Origin of the sequence: Glycomyces endophyticus (assembly GCF_039531525.1) — a bacterium.
In the GTDB taxonomy this organism is placed as follows: Bacteria; Actinomycetota; Actinomycetes; order Mycobacteriales; family Micromonosporaceae; genus Glycomyces; species Glycomyces endophyticus.
Genome location: NZ_BAAAQF010000015.1, coordinates 94,414 through 110,222 on the forward strand (window position 1 = coordinate 94,414; position 15,809 = coordinate 110,222).

The following is a 15,809-nucleotide window of genomic DNA, read 5'->3' on the forward strand; positions in this document are numbered from 1 at the left end:
CCTTTGGGCGTGCGCAACAACCCGGGTGTCGACGAGTCGTTCCGCCGGGTCGGCGACGACCTCAGGGCGTGGACCCCCGGCGAGGCCGCGCCTGTGCTCGCGGTGCGCGCGGCCTGCGGCATCGCGGTGGTGATGGCCGCCGTGGCGCTCCTGGACCACCCGGGCTGGGGCCAGGCCGCGTCCATGGGCGCGTGGCTGGGCGGCGTCGCCCTCCTCACCCCCGGCACCCGCACCGGCCCGTCGCTGCCGCTCCTCGTCGGGCTCGCGGGCGCGCTCGGGGTCGTGCTCGGCGCGATCGAGCAGCCGATCGTGCTGGTCGCCGCCGCGGCCGCCTATGCGTTCACGCTCACGTTCGTCGGCTCGGTGACGCACGTCGCGGGCGTGACGTTCACCGTCTCCGGCATCATGTTCTTCCTCGCCGAGCACATCACCACCGGCACCACCGTGGCGCTCGCGGCCGCCGCGGTCCTCGCCGGCGGGGTCCTCCAGGCGCTCATGGCGCTCCTGCCCCCGTACTTCCGGTGGGCCGAGGACCGCCGCACCCTCGCCGAGGCCTGGCTCGCGCTCGCCGCCGAGGCCGAGGCGCTCGCGTCGAACCCGAACGCGCCCTTCGACACCGAGTCCCTCCACGAGGCCGCCCGCGAGCTCGACCGGCGCCGGGTCCTGCCCGCCGCGATCCTGGAGGCCCGCCGCCAGATCTACGCCGTCTCCGCCGCGATCGGCCGCACCGCCTCCGCGCGCGCCCGCGCCGACGCCCAGGACCGCGACACCGTCGCGTTCTACTCCGAGGCCCTGGAGATGGCCGCCCGGCTCCTCACCCACTTCGCCGGGCGCATCACCGCCCGCCGCCCCGCCGACCTCGACTGGGACGACCTCCTCGCAGGCCTGTCCCAGAACCCCATGGCGACCGCCACCGGCACCATGCCCACCGAGATCGGCGGGCTCCTGCGCACCCTCCACGACACCGGCGGGTTCGCCGAGCGCATCACCGCGGGCGGCGACGCCGTCGTCGCCGACCCCGCGCTCGCGCACGTCTCCTCCACCGCCCGCCAGGCCCTCGGCCAGCTCCGCGCCCGCCTCCACCGCCGCGACCCCGTCATCCACCACGCACTGCGCCGCGCCGGCGTCATCGCGCTCGCCATGACCATCGGCCTGCTGTGGCCCACCGACCACGGCTACTGGATCCCCCTCACCGCGTGGCTGGTCCTCCAGGCGGACTTCTCGGGGACGCTCACCCGCGGCACCACGCGCGCGGTCGGCACCATCGGCGGCGTCCTCCTCGCCTCGCTGCTCGGGCTCGTGATCCCCGGCGACCAGGTGTGGATCAGCCTCACGATCCTCGCGTTCGCGCTCGTCGCCTACCTGCTGCGGCCGGTGTCGATGCTCGTGTTCGCGGCCGCCGTCTCCGGCTTCACCGTGTTCCAGATCGACCTCACCGGCGAGAACCCGCTGCTGGGCGCCCTCGACCGGGGCGTGTGCACCGTGGCGGGCGCGGCCCTCGCCATCGGCTTCTACGTGCTGGTCCCGACCTGGCAGACGCGCCGCCTCGGGGACCTCCTGGGCGACCTCGTCGACGCCTACCGGGACTACGCGCGGCTGGTGCTCGACCGGCAGGCCCACCCCGACGACTACGACCGCAAGACCATGCACGCCGCGATCGACCAGGTCAGGGCCCGCCGGGCCGCGCTCACGCAGGCCGCCGACCAGGCGAAGGCCGAGCCGATCGGCGGGCCGGGGCCGCTCTCGGGCGACGTGCTGGGCGCGGAGGCGGCGCTCTCGCGCGCCGCGCGGGCCCTGGTGGCGGTGAACGCGACCCTCGGCCGCGACGAAGAGGCGCCGGGGCTGGCGGGCGTCGACGACTTCGCCGACGCCCTCGACTCGGCGTACATGCGGCTGGCGGCGCTGGCGCGGAGCGCGGCGCCGCCGCGCGGGGTCGACCTGAGCGACGCGACCAAGCGCCTCGACCGGCGCCTCGGCGCGATCGAGGACCGCGAGACCCGCACGCGGCGGAACGTGCTCCGCTGGGAGTCGGACAACGTGGTGGACGCGCTCGACGACGCGGCGCTGGTGATGACCGGGTGGATCGACTAGAGGAGGGCGTCCCTGGCGGCCTGCACGGCCGCGTCGGCCCGCGCCCGGTGCGCGGGGTCGAGGGGTTCGAGCTCGATGAGGTCGAGGCCGACGACCTGGAGCTGGTCGGGGAGGCTCATGTCGTGGGGCAGGCGCGGCACGGGGCGCCGCGGGCGGTCCTCGGCGTCGGCGGCGATGTCGGCGAGGGCCTGGACGAGGCCGTGCATCGCGTCGGCCCGGGGACGCCAGCGAGCGGGCGACCAGTGGCGCGTGCCTTCGACGACGCGCCCGATCGCCCGCTCGAGTTCGGAGCTCAAGTCCGCTACTCGCCCTGGAAGTAGGACAGGAGGCGGAGCAGGTTCCAGTACAGGAAGATGAGGCCCGCGGTGAGGCCGAAGGCGCCGGCCCACGCGTACTTCTTCGGGGCGCCGTTCTGGGCGGACCACTCGATCATGTCGAAGTCGAGGATGAAGGAGAACGCGGCCCAGAGGGTGAGGGCGATCGCGATGATCCACTGGAGCGTCGTCGGGTCGCCGCCGGGGGTGGCGAACAGGCCGAGGTTGACGCTGAAGAGGCTCGCGACGAAGTTCACCAGGAGCAGGCCGGCGATGCCGAAGCCGGCGCCGACGATGACCTTGGTGAAGACCGGGGAGTTCTTGAGGATGCGGAACTTGTAGAGCGCCAGCATGCCGAAGAACACAAGGATGGTCGCGACGAGGGCGTTCACGACGATGCCCGAGAACTGGGCCTCCATGATCGCGCTGAACCCGCCGAGGACGAGGCCCTGCCCGATGCCGTACGCGAAGGCCACGAAGGGGTTCGTAACCGGCTTGAAGATCGAGAAGATGATGACGACGATGCTGACGAGGCCGCCGAGGGCCATGAGCATCCCGGCCGTGCCCACGGAGGAGGCGTCGCCGCTGCCGACCATGCCGTAGGTCAGGAGGGCGGCCACGAACGTCGCGCCGACGAGGGCGACGGTGCGGACGATGACGTCGTCGATGGTCATCGACTGGGCCTGGGGGGCCTGGGTCATCTGCCCGTAGGGGCCGTACGCGGCGCCCATGTGCTGCTGCTCGTTGTGTTGGGCCTTCGCCATGCTGCGAAGGGATGAGTTCCTGCTCTGCATTGCCATGACCTGAGGTCCTCCGTGAATGTTCAGGGTGGTACCAGACTATCCGGTAACCGCTTCGAATACGACAGCTGGCGGGGCCGTCAGGCGCCCGCCAGCTGTGAATCTATTCAGGATCGGCTACGAGACGATCGTGATCCGGCCGAGCTCGGGGGCCTGCAGCGGCGCCGCGGCCGTGCCGAACTCGGTGATGTAGTCCTCGAACGCGTCGACGTCGAGCTCGCCGAAGAGGCGGTTCTCGCCCTCGGCGAACGCGGCGAAGGAGTCGCCGCCGTCGGCGAGGAACGAGTTGACCGTGACCCGGTAGGTCTGGTCGGCGACGATCGGTTCGCCGTTCAGCGACAGCGAGTCGGCCACGATCTGGTCGGTGCCGGTCTTCGTCTTGTCCCACGTGTACGTGAAGCCCTCGGAGACCTGGAGCACGAGCGTCGTCGAGCGGCTCGCGCTCGGCAGCTGCTGCTGGAGCGCGGCGAGGATCTGCGCGCCGGTGAGGTCGAGCGTCACCACGTAGTTCGCGAACGGCTGCACGGTGAACACCTCGGCGTACGTGGCCTCGCCCGGCGTGCCCTGCGCGTACAGCAGGTCGGCCCTGACGCCGCCGGGGTTCATGAACGCGATCTCGGCGCCCCCGGTGTCGGCGCCGGCGGTGTTCCACAGCTGCGCGTCGGCGATGAGGCTCCCGAGCGGGAACTCCTCCGCCCTGGTGGCGCCGCGCTTGATGTCCTCGTCGATGTACCCGACGATCCGGTTCCCGGCCTCGGCCGCGAGCGGGCCGTACTCCTCCAGGATGTCGGTCTGGTCGCCGTCGGCCTCGACGTCGCGGGTGACGACGGTGTTGGAGCCGACCACGGTCGAGCGCACGATGTCCTTGGTGCGCTTGTCGTACGTCGCGTCGATCTCGGTGAACACGCGGCCGTAGTTCGACGCGGAGGTGACCAGGCGCGGGTTCCCGTTCGGATCGTCCACGGAGCAGACGTACTCCTGGTGGGTGTGGCCGGAGACGATGACGTCGACGAGCGGGGTCATGGTCTCGGCGATGTCGACGATCGGGCCGGACATGCCGGTCGCGGTGCCCGCGGCGGACTCGCAGTCGTGGCCGGTGTCCTCGGTGACGGGCACGCCGCCCTCGTGGAGGAGCACCACGATCGCGTTGACGCCCTTGCGCTTGAGCTCGCGGGCGTACTTGTTCGCGGTCTCGACCTCGTCCTTGAAGACCAGGCCCTCGATGCCGGACTGGGAGACGATCGAGCCGGTGCCCTCCAGGGTCATGCCGATGAAGCCGACCTTGACGCCGCCGCCGAAGTTCTTGATCCAGTACGGGTCGAGCACCGGCTTGCCGGTGGTCTCGTTCACGACGTTCGCGCCGAGGTAGGGGAAGTCGGCGCCCTCGAAGTCGTCGTCGCCCTCGATGATGCGGTTGAGCTCCTCGAACCCGGCGTCGAACTCGTGGTTGCCGACCGAGGAGACCTCGACGCCCATGGCGTTGAGCGACTCGATGGTCGGCTCGTCGTCGAAGACCGCGGACATGAACGGGCTCGCGCCGATGAGGTCGCCCGCGGCCACCGTCGTCGAGTAGCGCTCGCCCTCACGGGCCAGGTCGAGGTGGGTCGCGAGGTACTCGGCGCCGCCGACCGGCGCGGTGTGCCCGGGCCAGGTCAGGCTCGAGGAGGCCTCGATGTTGCCGTGGAAGTCGTTGATCGCCAGCAGCTGCAGGTCGACGTCGCGGCCGTGGCCGTGGCCGTTGCCGGGACCGAACGACCAGGCGCCGACCGCGAGCGTCGTCGCCGCGAGGGCGAGCGCCCCCGCGGCCGCGACCGCGCGGCGTTTGAAGTTGAACATGGCTCTCCGTACGGGGGTGGGGTCGATGGGCGGGGCGGACATCCCCTAGATCCAATCATGGGACGATTGCCCGCGAGTCAACGCAGCATAACGCCTTCGCGAAGGCCGGGCAACGGATCGCGGCCGTAGCACGTGGTCACCGTTCGCGCACCCTTCACTCCCGGTATCTGGGACCAATCGGTTGCGTTGCGCACCAACGGTTCATTACCGGCACGTAACCGTCGTACGTCCACTTTGCCGACCCTTGCCCCATGCGATAACGGTTGCTACAGTCACTGCGAGAACATTTCGCATATACAGCTTGTCACTTGGTGGGGACCGCCGCACCTGGTGCGGACATCGACGAGCGCACGCCCACAGGGGGGTTACCCGTTGACGACCGGCTACTTCACGACCGAAGAGCATGACACCCTCAGAGCACAGGTTCGGTCATTCGCCGAACGCGAAGTCCGCCCGCTCATCCCCGAAATGGAATCCCGCAAGACCGTCCACCACGAGCTCTCCCGCCTCATAGCCGCACAGGGCTGGCTCGGCGTCACCATACCCTCCGAGTACGGCGGAATGGGCATGGGCCACTTGGCGAAGACCGTCGTCATCGAGGAGCTCTCCCGGGTCTCCGGCGCGATGGGCGCCATGGTCCAGGCCTCCCAGCTCGGCGTCGCCAAGATCCTCCACTTCGGCTCCGACGAGCAGAAGAAGACCTGGCTGCCCAAGGTCGCCGACGGGACCTGCCTCCCCACCATCGCCGTCACCGAGACCGCCTCCGGCGGCCACGTCCTCGGCATGCGCGCCCGTGCCGTGCGCGACGGCGACGACTACATCCTCAACGGCCACAAGGTGTTCGTCGGCAACAGCCACGTCGGCGACCTCCACGGCGTGGTCGTGCGCACCGGCCTGGGCCCCAAGGGGCTCACGGCCTTCCTCGTCGAGCCGGACCGGCCCGGGTTCGCGCTGGCGCCGCAGCAGTCCACGATGGGCCTGCACGGCTTCAGCTTCGGCGAGCTGCTGTTCGAGAACTGCCGGGTGCCCGCCGCGAACCGGCTGGGCGACGAGGGGGACGGCCTCGCGGTCGCCTACTCGTCGTCGATCCTGTACGGGCGCGCCAACCTCACCGCCGTGTCGCTCGGCATCCACCAGGCGATCCTCGACGCCACCGTCGAATACGCCACCGAGCGCGAGCTCTACGGCAAGCCCATCGCCGAACTCGACAACATCAAGCAGAAGATCGGGCAGATCACCTCGCGGCTTATGACCGCCCGCATCACCGCCTACCACGCCGCCGACCTGCTCGACCAGGGCAAGCCCTGCGACATCGAGCTGATGAACGCCAAGCTCGTCAACGTCGAGTCCGCACTCGACTCGGCGCGCGAGGCCATGGAGATCCACGCGGCCATCGGCCTCACCACCGAGCGGCCGGTCGAGCGGTTCCTCCGGGACGCGTACCACATCTTCGCGCCCGCGGGGACCTCCGACGTGCAGCGGCTCCGCCTCGCGGAGGCGGCGATGGGACGGACCAGGGGCCAGTGGTCCGAGCGCGTCGCCGCGAACGGCGGCGCCGTCGCAGTGCACTAGCGCGCACCACCCGGAGGGATCGGCCGGGGCGGGACGCGGAAGAGGAGGCGGATACCGCCTCCTCTTTTCGTCTGCGCCGCTTGACTACCCCTGGAGCGGGTGCTCGCCGCCGTACGGGTCGCGCGGCTCGGTCCGCTCCCGGATGCGGTCCATCACCTTGGCCGCCATGCCCTTGATGATGTCCAGGCCCGGCCGCCCCCAGTCGTGCGTCTCGGTGTCGACCACGCAGACCGTCCCCAGGGTGTTCCCGTCGGCATCGATGAGCGGCGCCCCCAGGTAGGAGCGGATGCCGATCTTGTCGACCACCGGGTTCCCCGCGAACCGCGGGTAGTCGCACACGTCGCCGAGCACGAGCGCCTTGCCGCGGACCACGACGTGCGGGCAGTACCCGTGGTCGCGGTCCATCTCGCGGCCCACCTCGACCGCCTCGCCCGCGCCCGCGATGGCCTGGTTCCCGGCGTCGGCGTCCGGGGCCGCGAGGCCCGCGAAGTACTGCCGGTCCTGGTCGATGAAGTTCACCATCGCGTACGGCGCGCCGGTGAGCTCCGTGAGCTCCTTGGCGAGCGCGTCGAACTCGGGGTCCGGCAGGTCGCCGATGCCGAGGCGGCGCAGGCGTTCGACCCGTTCGGGGGCGCCCGGATCGTCGGGCGTGATCGTGAGACGGAACTCGTTCTCGGGCATGGACATTGCTGGCTCCTTTACCGGACGCTCGAAGCAGCGGCCGACATCAGGTGCTTGGTCAAGGTGACCAGCACCAAGGTTGCGGAACGTGGATCGCGTGCGTCGCAGCAGACGATCGGGATATTCGGTTTGAGGTCCAGAGCGGCCCTGACCTCCTCAGGCTCGTAGTGGAAGCCGGTGTCGAACTCGTTGACCGCCACGATGAAGGAGGTGCCCCGCCGCTCGAAGAAGTCGAGCGCCGGGAAGCAGTCCTCCAGGCGCCGCGTGTCCGCGAGCACGACCGCGCCGAAGGCCCCGTCCGACAGCTCGTTCCACATGAACCAGAACCGGTCCTGCCCGGGCGTGCCGAACAGGTACAGGATGTGCTCCTCGTCCAGGGTGATCCGGCCGAAGTCCAGGGCGACCGTCGTGGTCGTCTTGTCCCCCACGCCCGTGAGGTCGTCGGTTCCGATGGAGGCGGTCGTGATCGTCTCCTCGGTGCTCAGCGGCTCGATCTCCGAGACCGCTCCGACGAAGGTGGTCTTGCCGACCCCGAAGCCCCCGGCGACGAGCAGCTTGATGGCGGTGGGCAGGGCTGGTCGTTGTGCGGGCGCTCGGTCAGAGTCGCCGTTGTAGGCCATTGAGGAGTGCCTCCAATACGGTTCTGTCGGTGGGATCGACGGCGGGATCGGGTGAGTGGGCGGTGACGGCGCCGCAGTCCACGAGGTCGGACAGCAGCACCTTGATGACCATGGCGGGGAGCCGCAGGTGGGCCGAGACCTCCGCGACCGAGATGGGCTCCCGGCACAGGATCAGCGCCTCGGCGTGCTCGGCCTCCAGCTGCGAGGGACGCAGCCGGCCGGTGGAGCGGACCAGCGACAGCAGGTCCAGCCGCGCCGTGGGGGCGGTGCGCCCGTTGCTGACGGTGTACGGCCGGACCAGCGGCCCCGCGTCCTCGTCGAGCAGTGGCCGGTGCTCGGATTCGGCCATCAGCCGACCATTTCGCCGCTCGGTCTCCGCACCGGTGTCTCGAGGTACGGCCGCACGCTCTTGACCAGGATCGACATCTCGTACCCGAGGACCCCCGCGTCCGCCTCCCGCGCGGCCGTCACGGCCAGGACCGCTCCCTGCCCGGCGGTCGAGACGAACAGCAGCGTGTCGTCCAGCTCCGCCACCACCTGGCGGACCCCGCCGGCCGAGCCGAACTGCGCGCCCGCGCTGCGGGCCAGCGAGAACATCCCCGACGCGATGGCCGAGAGCTGGTCGGCCTGGTCGGTGCCCATGCCGTGGAACGCCTTCTTGATGCCGTCCGAGGACAGCAGGAGCGCGCTGCGGGTGTGCGGGACCTTCCTGATGAGGCCCGCCAGCAGCCAGCTGAGATCCGTGTGGGCGCCTGCCTCGTCGCCTGCCATTAGAACTCCTCATTCCTGTACGGAGAAACGGAATCTGTGGGGATCTGCGGACCGGCGTCCGCGCGCTGCCGGCCCTGCTGGAACGCCGCCATGAGGCCGGGGTCGTGGCCCTTCTCGGAACCGCGCGACGACGAGGCCGGGTCGTCCCGCAGCTGCGGTGCGAGGTGCGTCTGCTTGCTGCGCTTGGGCAGCGCGGGCCGCCCGTCGCCGGCCGGGGCCGCCGGCGCGCCGTACCCGTGCGGCCGGGGCGCCTCGATCGCCTGCATCTCCGCGGTCACCGGCAGGGCGCCGGTGTTCACCGAGGCCGGCGTGTAGGCCGGGACGTCGCGCCGCGACGGCTGCTGCGGGGCGCCGCCTGCCGAAGGCAGGGGGCGCAGCTGCACCGACGGCAGCTGCGGGGGCGTCTGGGCGCCCGGCTGGCGGACCGGCATGTTCGCCGCCGGGGCCGCCGGGAGCTCGCGGGTCGGCTCCTTCGGCGGGGGCGTGTCGTCGCCGAGGAGCTCCTCGGGGACGACCAGGATCGCCTGCGTGCCGCCGAAGATGTTCGACTGCAGCTGGACCGTCAGGGCGTGGCGCCGCGCCAGCGACGACACGACGTACAGGCCGATGCGGCCGTCCGCGAGCAGCTCGTCCAGGTTCACCCGGTCCGGCGTCGCGAGCATCGTGTTGTACCGGTTGCGCTCGTGGTTCTCCATGCCCAGGCCGCGGTCCTCCACCTCGACCGCGAGGCCGGTGCGGACCCGCTGGACCCGGATGAGCACCTGGGTGCCCGGGGCCGAGAACGTCGTCGCGTTCTCCACCAGCTCCGCGACCAGGTGGATGATGTCCGCGACCGCGTGGCCCTTGAGCGTGCCCTCGATGGGGCGCACCAGCTTCACGCGGGCGTACTGCTCGACCTCCGCGACGGCGCTGCGCAGCGCCTCGTACACGTTGACCGGACGCGACCACTGGCGGTGCGAGGTCGCCCCGCCGAGGACCGCCAGGTTCTCGGCGTGGCGGCGGATGCGCGTCGCCAGGTGGTCGACCGAGAACAGGCCCTTGAGCAGGTCCGGGTCCTCGACCTGGTTCTCCAGCTCGTCGAGCTGCTCGATCTCGCGGTGCACCAGCGACTGGAGCCGCCGGGCCAGGTTCACGAAGATCCCGACGCGCGAGTGCACGTCGACCGCGTCGATGGGACCGGAGGTCACCATCTGCTGCGGGAGCTGGACCGGGGCGTGCGCCGGAGCCTGGGGCGCCTGCGGGGCGACCGGGCGGACGCCGCGGGCCGCGACGGCCTCGGCCGCCGCCCGCAGGTGGCGGGCCTCGGCGGCGAGCAGGCGCAGGGCCTCCTCGGTGGAGGCGGCGCCGGCGCCGGGGTTGGGCAGGGGGACCGACCAGCGCTGGTCCTGCGGGAGTTCGCGCTGGAGGTCGTCGAGGATCTGCCAGACCTTGTAGTGGGTCTCCACCGTGGAGCGGCGGACGGTCTGGACCTGGCGGCTGAGGTCGGCCTCCGCCTTCGACGCGGCGCTCGACGCGAAGTACGCGACGATCACGACGAGGAGGAGTGCGGAGCCGACGACCGCCGAAACCATCCATCCTGGACGGTCGGCGCCGGTTGCGGCGAACATCGCCGCGACGCCCGCGCCGATCACCGCGACCGCAGCGGGCGGCAACAGCGCGATGCGCGTCAAACGGGGCTTGAGTTCCACCGGGGCGCCGGCCTCTTCGCCGGTGAAGCCTTGGGGCGCAGGCCCGGAGGGTTGAAAGGTATGAGTTGTGGACCGAGGTGTTTCGGGCATCGCCATCCTCACGACACTGGCCTATCGGCTTCCGCGATACCGGGAAGTGACAAAGTCGTTGCAGCAGAGAAGAAGGCGTCGCCCCCCACCGGCTGACTCGACTGAATGGTATCAGCGCTCAGTTCCCTGGATAGCATGGCGGCCCTGCGCGGTCAACCTGCGGATGCATTCTGGCGCAAGGCGAACGCAGCGTGATTGCGGTGGTCCCGCAGCAGCTCAACGGCCGTGCGGTCGCGGAGCGTGAGGACCTCCATAGGCGGCCGGCCGCGGCCTTTCCGTTCACCCGTTCGAGAAGTTCGCCGGAGTTGCTCGTTATTGCGACGTACGACACTCCGGGACCGGACGGTCCCACCCCGTCCGATCCCGTTGCCTCCCATTGTCGGCGCGCTGGCTCGTGCCCGAGACGGGACTTGAACCCGCAAGTCTCCCGACGGCCGGTTTTAAGCCGACTGTGTCTACCAGATTCCACCACTCGGGCCCGTATGCTGCCACGCTATCGGCTCCGGAGGGTTCGTGGATTCCACCGGTTTAGGGGTATACCGCCCCCACCTGCAGAGACGGCGAAGTGTCAGCATCCCGACACAAGGCAGGTTTTCCCAGCTGGCAGCACCTCGGCTTCATGCTCATCTGTCCACAAGGTTCAAGCGGCAACGACAAAAAGGTCATCTCTTTCGATGTCCCACTTGGGCTTTACGGCCACATGCGGTGCGGCGGGGGCGCCTCTATTAAGTCTCTTTAGGACTAACATTCACCCCTTAGAGTGATGACACCAACCCCACAACCTGCCACAATTGAACTACCGCACCAGAAGTCACAACAGGATACGAGCCCTGGAAGGAGGTGAGCCGACAATGATCTCCACCGTCATCGACCGAGACCACCAGGCCGCCCTCCACCGCTCCCGACTCGAATCCCTTGCCTCCCAAGCGCGCCTCCTCGAAGCGGCCACCCTCGGCGAAGTCATCGCCTACACCTCCGCCGGCCTGCACAAGACTTGCGACGGCTTCTCTGGCATCCGCGACTGGATCATGGAGTCCTTCGCCTTCAACGCCTCCAGTGCCGGACAGATGGCCTCGATCGCCAGGCTCGCTCCCAAGTACAAGCACCTCGCCGAGGCCGCCTTGTCCGGGAGGGCGAGCCTCGATGCCGTCGCCTATGCGATGCGGCGACTGGAGCGAGAGGGCCTGGCGGTCTACTCCAGGGTCCCGTATCCCTCTCCTGTCGAGTCCCCCTATGACTCCGCGGTCTCCTGCCGCACTCCCGAGGAGCTGATCCGGGAGTACTGCGTGCACGCGGCCCGCGGCGAACTGGCGGAGCACTTCGATCGGATCTGCGCCGAACTGTTCGACCAGCAGTCGCTCCTCGACGAGCTGAGCCAGCAGACGCTCGCCTGGATGGAGGTGACCGAGCGGCCCGACGGCATGTGGGACCTGGACGGTCGGCTCACCGGCGACACGGGCCGGCTGCTCAGCAACGCCTTGAAGACCGCGGTTCCTCCCCCTCGCCAGGACGAGGCCGATGCCGACGGCCTGCTCCCCTCCGCCTCGAGCCGGAACGCCGAGGCCCTGCACCAGATCGCCGCGGCCTACGGCACCGACCCCGAGGCCCCGAAGCGCCACGGCCACACGGCGACCCTCAACCTCACCTGCGACCTGGAGACCCTCCGCGACTCGAAGACCGGGCGACTCCCGATCCTCGACGGCCGCCCGGTCTCGGTCGCCAAGGCCCGCCTCCTCGCCTGCGAAGCCGGGATCATCCCCGCGGTCTTCGACTTCACCACCGGAGAGGCGATCGAACTGGGCCGCGAGAAGCGCCTCCCGAACACGGCCCTCCGCCACAAGCTCGAACTCGAGCAGCCGACCGGGTGCGCCTGGTCCGGATGCCGGGCCCCGATCAGTTGGGCCGAGGCCCATCACATCCGGCATTGGGCGGATGGCGGAGCGACGACCGCGGAGAACTTGATCCTCCTGTGCAGGTTCCATCACGGGAGGATTCATACGAACAAATGGGACATAGAGAAGACTGGGCCAGGCAAGGCGGTCATCAGGCACGCCAATGGCATCACTGACGCCGAATGGGAAGCGGATCTCCTGCGGGACTTGCCGAATGGGCATGATTCGTCTGAATGGTCCCCGACATTCAAACGAGAACTCACCGATCATGCGAACTGGTACGCGCAGAAGAACATGCGGGCGGCCATTGCCAACGCTAAAGAGAGGTTCAGAGTCAAGGCCTCCGAACCTGCACAGTCCGTGGAAGACCCGGGTGATCCGCCCTTCTGACCCCCGGCCCCGGTCGGGGCTTTGGCATGCCCGGACTTCTCCAACCCGCCGATCCGCCCCCGCCCGCGTACCCCGACGGGCCCCATGGCCGAAGTCCGGGCCTCAGTCCTCTCCCGCCTCTTTGTCGTTGCCTCAGCGCCTGCACCGGAGGCGGCCCCATGGCCGAAGTCCAAGCCCCACCCCTCCCCCACCTCGTTGTCTCGGCCTGAGCGACCGCACCAGACAGGACCAGAAGGACTCTCACCCCCCTCCTCCCGCTCTATCAACTTCCCGACATTGCCGACTTCAGTCCACTCCGGACCCGTTGAACTGCAAACATGAATCCGCATCTTCGGCACAACACAACAAAGGCGGACAAATGCGAAGAGTTCTTGCGGCTTCGGCCATGGCCCTGATTATCGGTGCAGGGTGGGCCGCCCCCGCGATGGCAGGAACCGGCGGCACGGAGGCGGTCGGCGACACGGCGGCCGACAAGGCGGCGTCGGATCGGATCGCCCCGGCCGACGCGCCTGAGAGCGTCGTCTGCCAGGCCGCATTCAGCCAGAACACCAAGGTCCGGGAGATCCCCTACGCGAACTCGACCGTCCTCGGCGAGGTCCTCGCCGGGAACTGGGCCGACGGCACCTGGTGCGTGCCCTTCACGACCGGCGGGAACCACAAGACCTGCGGGTCGTACTCGAACATCTGGGTCGCCGTCGACGTCGACGACACCTGGGGCTTCGCGCATGTCGGCTGCCTGAGCGACTACTGGAGCCACTAGGGCCCGTCCTGTGAATCCGGGCGGATGCACAGGACAGGCATGAGCCCGGGAGCACCGGCCCGGAAAGGAAGAGGGCGCCTCGCGCGGTGCGAGGGGGCCTCTCCGTTCGTACGGTGCTCCTAGACGAGCTGCTTCTTCTTGGCGAAGTGGCAGGCCGCGCGGGTCAGGCCGTCGTGGTCGGACCGCAGGAGCGGCTCGATCTCGATGCACTTGGCCTGGTCGGCGGAGGACAGCTCCTTGAACAGCGGGCAGCGCGTGCGGAACCGGCAGCCCGAAGGCGGGTTCGACGGGCTGGGGACGTCGCCCTGGAGGACGATCCGCTCGCGGGTCCGCTCCTTGCGCGGGTCCGGGAGCGGGATCGCCGACATGAGGGCCTGCGTGTACGGGTGGGCCGGACCGGCGAAGAGCTGGTCGGTGGTCCCCTCCTCCACGATCTTGCCCAGGTACATGACCGCGACCTTGTCCGCGATGTGGCGCACCACCGACAGGTCGTGCGACACGAACAGGTACGACAGGCCGAGCTCGTCCTGGAGGTCCTCGAGCAGGTTGATGACGCCGGCCTGGATCGACACGTCCAGGGCCGACACCGGCTCGTCCAGCATGAGCACGCGCGGCTGCAGCGCGAGCGCGCGGGCGATGCCGATGCGCTGGCGCTGACCGCCGGAGAACTCGTGCGGGTACCGGTTGCGGTGCTCGGGGTTCAGGCCGACGATCTCGATCAGGCTGTTGACCCGGTCGCGGCCGCCGTTCTTGAACAGGCCGTGCACGCGCAGCGGCTCGGCGATGATCTCGAAGACCGTCATGCGCGGGTCGAGCGAGGCCATCGGGTCCTGGAAGACCAGCTGGATGTCGCGCCTGATCGGACGCATCTGGTTGCGGGACAGCTTCGTCAGGTCCCGGCCCTCGTAGAGGATCTCACCCGACGTCGGCTCGATGAGGTTCATCATCAGCCGCGCCGTGGTGGACTTGCCGCAACCGGACTCGCCGACGAGGGCGAGCGTCTCGTTCGCGCCGATCTCCAGGCTCACCCCGGAGACGGCGTGGACCGCGCCCACCTTGCGCCGCAGGATCCCCTTGGAGCGGACGGGGAACTCCTTGACCAGGTTGTGCCCGGCGATGACCGGGTTCGCCGCGGTCTGCGGAGTGTCGAGCATGGCGTTCACTTGTCCTCCTCCTCTGCGATCGCAGCGGCTTCGGCTTCCACGGCTTCGACCTCGGCCTCGACCGACAGGTCGGTGGCGACGGGGGCGAAGACGTCGTCGGGGGCCTTGCCCTCCAACTGGTCCGAGAAGTGGCACGCGGCCACGTGGCCGGAACCGTTGATGGGCAGCAGGTCCGGTTCGACCTCGGAGCAGATGTCCTGGTGCATGGGGCACCGCGGCCGGAACGGGCAGCCCGGCGCCAGGTTCAGCATCGACGGCGGCGTCCCGTGGATGGGGGTGAGCCGCTGGTCGCGGCTCTCGTCCATGCGCGGGAGCGAGCCGATGAGGCCCAGCGTGTAGGGCATGCGCGGCTGGTAGAAGATCTCGTCGACCGAGCCGTGCTCGACGGGGCGGCCGGCGTACATGACCAGCACCTCGTCGGTGTGCCCGGCGATGACCCCGAGGTCGTGCGTGATCAGGATCAGCGCGGCGTTGACCTCTTCGCGGGCCTTCTCCAGGGCCTCCAGGACCTGCGCCTGGACGGTCACGTCGAGGGCCGTGGTGGGCTCGTCGGCGATGATGACGTCCGGGTTGTTGGCCATGGCGATCGCGATGACGACGCGCTGGCGCATGCCGCCCGACAGCTCGTGCGGGTAGGCGTCGACCCGCTGCTGCGGGTTCGGGATGCCGACCGAGTCGAGCAGGTCGATGCAGCGCTTGCGCGCCTCGGCCTTGGAGATGTCCGAGTAGTGCGTCCGGATCGCCTCGGCGAGCTGGAACCCGACGGTGTAGACCGGGTTGAGGCTCGTCAGCGGGTCCTGGAAGATCATCGAGATCTTCTTGCCGCGGATGCGGGAGAGCTCGGCGTCGCCGAGTCCGAGGAGCTCCTCGCCCTCGAGCTTGGCGGAGCCGGTGATCTGGGCGGTCTTGGGCAGGAGGCCCATGATCGCCATCGAGGTGACCGACTTGCCGGAGCCCGACTCGCCCACGATGCCGAGGCTCTGGCCGCGGCGGAGCTCGTAGGACACGCCGCGCACGGCGTGCACGAGCCCGTCCTCGGTCGGGAAGGACACGGCCAGGTCGTTGACCGACAGGACGGTGTCGCCCTTCGATCCGACGGTCCGCTTGTCCCCGTTGGTGGAGACCGAGATGTTCGACATGC

The 15,809-nt window shown here is 69.8% G+C and carries 14 protein-coding genes and 1 tRNA gene; 4 read left to right on the plus strand and 11 right to left on the minus strand.

What is annotated here, in order from left to right; translation table 11 throughout:
- Positions 1 to 9: 9 nt before the first annotated feature.
- The gene (locus ABD419_RS17855; protein ID WP_344488931.1) at positions 10 to 2,091 is read left to right on the plus strand and encodes an FUSC family protein; all 2,082 of its coding nucleotides are present in this window, start codon (positions 10 to 12) and stop codon (positions 2,089 to 2,091) included.
- Here ABD419_RS17855 and ABD419_RS17860 read toward each other — a convergent pair.
- The 3 genes from ABD419_RS17860 to ABD419_RS17870 all read right to left on the minus strand — a co-directional run bounded on the left by ABD419_RS17860 (position 2,088) and on the right by ABD419_RS17870 (position 5,041).
- Complete coding sequence (locus ABD419_RS17860; protein WP_344488934.1) at positions 2,088 to 2,387, minus strand: hypothetical protein; 300 nt, start codon at positions 2,385 to 2,387, stop codon at positions 2,088 to 2,090. The genes ABD419_RS17855 and ABD419_RS17860 overlap by 4 nt on opposite strands.
- Positions 2,388 to 2,392: 5 nt before the next feature.
- The gene (locus tag ABD419_RS17865; RefSeq protein WP_344488937.1) at positions 2,393 to 3,169 is read right to left on the minus strand and encodes a Bax inhibitor-1/YccA family protein; all 777 of its coding nucleotides are present in this window, start codon (positions 3,167 to 3,169) and stop codon (positions 2,393 to 2,395) included.
- A gap of 153 nt (positions 3,170 to 3,322) precedes the next feature.
- Entirely contained in the window at positions 3,323 to 5,041 is a 1,719-nt protein-coding gene (locus tag ABD419_RS17870) for a bifunctional metallophosphatase/5'-nucleotidase (protein ID WP_344488940.1), read from the minus strand.
- 372 nt (positions 5,042 to 5,413) lie between these two features.
- On the opposite strand from ABD419_RS17870, the gene ABD419_RS17875 reads away from it, so the two are divergent.
- Positions 5,414 to 6,613: an acyl-CoA dehydrogenase family protein gene (locus tag ABD419_RS17875; protein WP_344488942.1), complete on the plus strand. Its 1,200-nt coding sequence runs from the start codon at positions 5,414 to 5,416 to the stop codon at positions 6,611 to 6,613.
- Between the two features lie 84 nt (positions 6,614 to 6,697).
- On the opposite strand, the gene ABD419_RS17880 is transcribed toward ABD419_RS17875, so the two are convergent.
- The 6 genes from ABD419_RS17880 to ABD419_RS17905 all read right to left on the minus strand — a co-directional run bounded on the left by ABD419_RS17880 (position 6,698) and on the right by ABD419_RS17905 (position 10,941).
- A complete protein-coding gene (locus ABD419_RS17880) occupies positions 6,698 to 7,300 on the minus strand; it encodes a GAF domain-containing protein (RefSeq protein ID WP_344488944.1) in 603 nt (200 codons plus the stop codon).
- 11 nt (positions 7,301 to 7,311) lie between these two features.
- Positions 7,312 to 7,914, minus strand: coding sequence for a GTP-binding protein (locus ABD419_RS17885; RefSeq protein WP_344488946.1), 603 nt, complete (start codon positions 7,912 to 7,914; stop codon positions 7,312 to 7,314).
- Positions 7,892 to 8,263, minus strand: a complete 372-nt coding sequence (locus ABD419_RS17890; protein WP_344488948.1) for a DUF742 domain-containing protein — start codon at positions 8,261 to 8,263, stop codon at positions 7,892 to 7,894. The genes ABD419_RS17885 and ABD419_RS17890 overlap by 23 nt, the downstream gene beginning before the upstream one ends.
- Positions 8,263 to 8,685 carry a roadblock/LC7 domain-containing protein gene (locus tag ABD419_RS17895; RefSeq protein ID WP_344488951.1) on the minus strand — a complete coding sequence of 141 codons (423 nt, stop codon included), beginning with the start codon at positions 8,683 to 8,685 and terminating at the stop codon, positions 8,263 to 8,265. Before ABD419_RS17895 ends, ABD419_RS17890 begins: the two co-directional genes overlap by 1 nt.
- Positions 8,685 to 10,373: a sensor histidine kinase gene (locus tag ABD419_RS17900; protein WP_344488954.1), complete on the minus strand. Its 1,689-nt coding sequence runs from the start codon at positions 10,371 to 10,373 to the stop codon at positions 8,685 to 8,687. The genes ABD419_RS17895 and ABD419_RS17900 overlap by 1 nt, the downstream gene beginning before the upstream one ends.
- A gap of 485 nt (positions 10,374 to 10,858) precedes the next feature.
- Positions 10,859 to 10,941: transfer RNA gene (locus ABD419_RS17905), tRNA-Leu, on the minus strand.
- 373 nt (positions 10,942 to 11,314) lie between these two features.
- On the opposite strand from ABD419_RS17905, the gene ABD419_RS17910 reads away from it, so the two are divergent.
- Together ABD419_RS17910 and ABD419_RS17915 are read left to right on the plus strand one after the other, a co-directional pair.
- Positions 11,315 to 12,745 (plus strand): HNH endonuclease signature motif containing protein, encoded by a 1,431-nt coding sequence (locus ABD419_RS17910; RefSeq protein WP_344488956.1) that lies wholly within the window; start codon positions 11,315 to 11,317, stop codon positions 12,743 to 12,745.
- A gap of 424 nt (positions 12,746 to 13,169) precedes the next feature.
- Positions 13,170 to 13,505: a hypothetical protein gene (locus tag ABD419_RS17915; RefSeq protein WP_344488959.1), complete on the plus strand. Its 336-nt coding sequence runs from the start codon at positions 13,170 to 13,172 to the stop codon at positions 13,503 to 13,505.
- A 119-nt stretch (positions 13,506 to 13,624) separates the two neighbouring features.
- Here ABD419_RS17915 and ABD419_RS17920 read toward each other — a convergent pair whose 3' ends face one another.
- Both ABD419_RS17920 and ABD419_RS17925 read right to left on the minus strand, forming a co-directional pair.
- Positions 13,625 to 14,659: an ABC transporter ATP-binding protein gene (locus ABD419_RS17920; protein WP_344489217.1), complete on the minus strand. Its 1,035-nt coding sequence runs from the start codon at positions 14,657 to 14,659 to the stop codon at positions 13,625 to 13,627.
- Positions 14,660 to 14,664: 5 nt separating this feature from the next.
- Entirely contained in the window at positions 14,665 to 15,807 is a 1,143-nt protein-coding gene (locus ABD419_RS17925; protein ID WP_344488962.1) for an ABC transporter ATP-binding protein, read from the minus strand.
- Between the last annotated feature and the right edge of the window lie 2 nt (positions 15,808 to 15,809).

What these genes read in the sequence shown, in the direction of transcription:
- ABD419_RS17895 (WP_344488951.1), bottom strand. Translation starts at nt 8,685, where the DNA reads ATGGCAGGCGACGAGGCAGGCGCCCACACGGATCTCAGCTGGCTGCTG.
- ABD419_RS17865 (WP_344488937.1), bottom strand. Translation starts at nt 3,169, where the DNA reads ATGGCGAAGGCCCAACACAACGAGCAGCAGCACATGGGCGCCGCGTAC.
- ABD419_RS17870 (WP_344488940.1), bottom strand. Translation starts at nt 5,041, where the DNA reads ATGTTCAACTTCAAACGCCGCGCGGTCGCGGCCGCGGGGGCGCTCGCC.
- ABD419_RS17885 (WP_344488946.1), bottom strand. Translation starts at nt 7,914, where the DNA reads ATGGCCTACAACGGCGACTCTGACCGAGCGCCCGCACAACGACCAGCC.
- ABD419_RS17925 (WP_344488962.1), bottom strand. Translation starts at nt 15,807, where the DNA reads ATGTCGAACATCTCGGTCTCCACCAACGGGGACAAGCGGACCGTCGGA.
- ABD419_RS17915 (WP_344488959.1), top strand. Translation starts at nt 13,170, where the DNA reads ATGGCAGGAACCGGCGGCACGGAGGCGGTCGGCGACACGGCGGCCGAC.
- ABD419_RS17890 (WP_344488948.1), bottom strand. Translation starts at nt 8,263, where the DNA reads ATGGCCGAATCCGAGCACCGGCCACTGCTCGACGAGGACGCGGGGCCG.
- ABD419_RS17910 (WP_344488956.1), top strand. Translation starts at nt 11,315, where the DNA reads ATGATCTCCACCGTCATCGACCGAGACCACCAGGCCGCCCTCCACCGC.
- ABD419_RS17880 (WP_344488944.1), bottom strand. Translation starts at nt 7,300, where the DNA reads ATGTCCATGCCCGAGAACGAGTTCCGTCTCACGATCACGCCCGACGAT.
- ABD419_RS17920 (WP_344489217.1), bottom strand. Translation starts at nt 14,659, where the DNA reads ATGCTCGACACTCCGCAGACCGCGGCGAACCCGGTCATCGCCGGGCAC.